The organism is Actinoplanes sp. NPDC051633, from assembly GCF_040681735.1.
In the GTDB taxonomy this organism is placed as follows: domain Bacteria; phylum Actinomycetota; class Actinomycetes; order Mycobacteriales; family Micromonosporaceae; genus Actinoplanes.
This window is the reverse complement of record NZ_JBFAZH010001053.1, coordinates 1-2,690: the sequence shown is the minus strand read 5'-3', so window position 1 is coordinate 2,690 and position 2,690 is coordinate 1. Positions and strand designations below refer to the sequence as shown.

Annotated in this window: 2 protein-coding genes and 1 pseudogene; 2 read left to right on the top strand and 1 reads right to left on the bottom strand. The window is 70.3% G+C overall.

Features of this window, described 5'->3' with window-relative positions:
• The first annotated feature begins 195 nt into the window (after positions 1-195).
• On the top strand, positions 196-1,050 hold the full coding sequence (locus tag AB0M20_RS36770; RefSeq protein ID WP_364305324.1) for a shikimate dehydrogenase: 855 nt from the start codon (positions 196-198) through the stop codon (positions 1,048-1,050).
• Positions 1,016-2,419, top strand: a complete 1,404-nt coding sequence (locus AB0M20_RS36765) for an Nramp family divalent metal transporter (protein WP_364305322.1) — start codon at positions 1,016-1,018, stop codon at positions 2,417-2,419. Before AB0M20_RS36770 ends, AB0M20_RS36765 begins: the two co-directional genes overlap by 35 nt.
• On the opposite strand, the pseudogene AB0M20_RS36760 reads toward AB0M20_RS36765, so the two are convergent.
• A pseudogene (locus AB0M20_RS36760) lies at positions 2,397-2,690 on the bottom strand (sugar phosphate isomerase/epimerase and 4-hydroxyphenylpyruvate domain-containing protein); the annotation flags it as partial. The gene AB0M20_RS36765 and the pseudogene AB0M20_RS36760 overlap by 23 nt on opposite strands.

The window sequence follows — 2,690 nt, the reverse complement described above, 5'->3', positions numbered from 1 at the left end:
TGGCCACCGTGCGCGGGGGCCACGTTCGCGACTATCGCCAGTTCTCCCCGGCATGCCCGCTCCCCGGCATGGCCCGGGGCTGACGCCCACCGACGTTCTCCGGACGGTGTGACTTGACAGACAGGTGATGTTGGGCGCTTACTAACGTACCAGTTCGTACATTGAAAGCGGCTGATCCTGATGGTGCGGTGCGGCTTGATCGGGGCGGGGATCGAGACCTCGCTGTCGCCGGCGCTGCACGAGGCCGAGGGGCGTGCGCACGGCCTCGACCTCACGTACATCCTGTTCGACGCCGAGTCCGGTCTCGGCCCTCTCCTCGATCGCGCCGAGGCCGCCGGCTTCGCCGGCGTCAACATCACCCATCCGTTCAAGCAGCAGGTCGTCGGGCTGCTCGACGACCTGTCCCCGCAGGCCCGGGACATCGGCGCGGTCAACACCGTCGTCTTCGCCGGCGGTCGGCGGGTCGGCCACAACACCGACGCGTTCGGCTTCGCGGAGGCGTTCCGGCGCGGCCTGCCGGGCGCGGCGGTCGATCGCGTGGTCCAGCTGGGTGCGGGCGGCGCGGGCGCCGCGTGTGCCTTCGCTCAGCTGGGCGCGGGGGTACGGCATCTCACCGTGGTCGACCCCGACGCCGACCGGCGGGGTCTGCTGGCCGAGGCGTTGAGCACCCGGTTCGAGCTGGAGCGGATCGCGGTGGCGCCACCGGCCGAGCTGCCGGCCGCGCTCGCCGCCGCGGACGGTCTGGTCAACGCGAGCCCGGTCGGCATGCGGGCGAACCCGGGGCCACCGCTCCCGGCCGGCCTGCTGCACCCGCGGATGTGGGTCGTCGACATCGTCTACATGCCCGTCGAGACCCGGTTGCTGCGCAGCGCGCGGGCGCACGGCCTGCGGGCCCTCGGCGGCACGGCGATGTGTGTGTTCCAGGCGGCCGCTGCGTTTCAGCTCTTCACCGGCCGTACCCCCGACACCGCGCGCATGCTCACCCATCTGACCCTGCTTCTCCAGGGAGTCCCCGATGAGCCGTCCCCTATCGCAAACGAACGACGTTGAGACCCGCGACCTGCCGGAGCCGATGTCCCTGCGCAACATGGTCGGCCCCGGCGTGGTCGCGGTCGGCATCGGCCTCGCGGCCGGCGAGATCATCCTCTGGCCCTACCTGACCACGATCGGCGGGCTCGGCCTGCTCTGGCTGGCCATCACCACGCTGCTCGTGCAGTTCGTCATCAACATGGAGATCGAGCGCTACACGCTCGCCACCGGCCAGACGGCCGTGGCCGGCTTCTCCTCCTGGTGGAAGGGCTGGGGGATCATCATCTGCCTGGCCGGCGCCTTCCAGTACGTGTGGCCCGGCTGGGCGACCAGCGGCTCGACGGTGTTCACCTATCTGGTCGGCGGCGGCGACCCGGTGTGGATCACGGTCGCCACCCTGGTGATCATCGGCGTGCTGCTGTCCGCGTCGAAGGTGATCTACAAGACCGTCGAGCGCGTCGAGATCGTCAAGGTCGGCCTCACGCTGTTCTTCATCGCGGTCGTGGTGGTGTTCGTGATCTCGGCGTCCACCTGGGGCGAGGGCGCGAAGGCCGCGGTGACCGGCTTCGGGCAGATCCCCGAGGGCGTCACGTTCACGCTGATCCTGAGCGCGATCGGTGCGGCCGGCGCGGGCGGCGTGCACAACCTGGTGCTGAGCAACTGGATCCGCGACAAGCGATACGGCATGGGCGCGCACGTGCCCCGGCTGATCTCGCCGATCACCGGCCAGGAGGAGGCGGCCGGCGCGGCCCGGTACGACTTCCCGCAGGACGAGGCCAACCTCGGCCGGTGGCAGGTGTGGTGGAAGCGGGCCAACATCGAGCACGCGTTCGCGTTCCTGCTGGTCTGCTTCATCACCATCACGGTGATGAGCCTGCTCGCGTACGACACGCTCTTCGGCCGCGACGACGTCAAGAACGACCCGTCGTTCCTGCGCATCGAGGGCGAGGTCCTCGCCGCGCAGGTCGGCGGGTGGCTCAAGCTGCTGTTCTTCGCGATCGCCGCGGTGTCGCTGTGGGCCGCCGCGATGGGCCTGCTCGACGTGATCGGCCGGGTTGCCAGCGACTTCGTCCGCCGCAACTACCTGGCCGGCTCCGCCCGGTGGACCGAGTCGCGGCTCTATCTGGCCGTGGTGTGGGGGGAGATCCTGCTCGGCTCGGCGATCCTGCTGGCCGGCTTCACCCAGCCGCTGGGCCTGCTGATCGTGTCGACCTGTGCGGCGTCGGTGGTCACGCTGCTCTACTCGATCCTCCTGGTGCGGCTCAACACGCGGAACCTGCCGGAGGCGATCCGGCTGCGCGGCTGGCGGCTGGTGGGGCTGGCGCTGGCAATCGGCTTCTACGGCTTCTTCGCGATCGCGATGGTGGTCACTCAGCTGCAGAAGCTCTGAGCAACCTGAGGTGGCGGTGGGCGGCCATCCGCACCGGGGCGTTCGCCTCGCCGAAGCCGTCGTAGCCGGCCCGGCGCTGCACGATCTCGAAGAACACCCGCCCGCCGTACACGGGCGTGTAGAGGTGCAGCAGCTCACCGCCATCACGGTCGCGGTCGTAGAGGATGCCGTGTGCCCGCAGGCGATCCACCGTCTCGGCCGGCAGCGCGAAGCGGGCCAGCCGAGACGGTGGATCGCCTACGGGCACGCCGCGTCCCTGGTGAACGGCGAC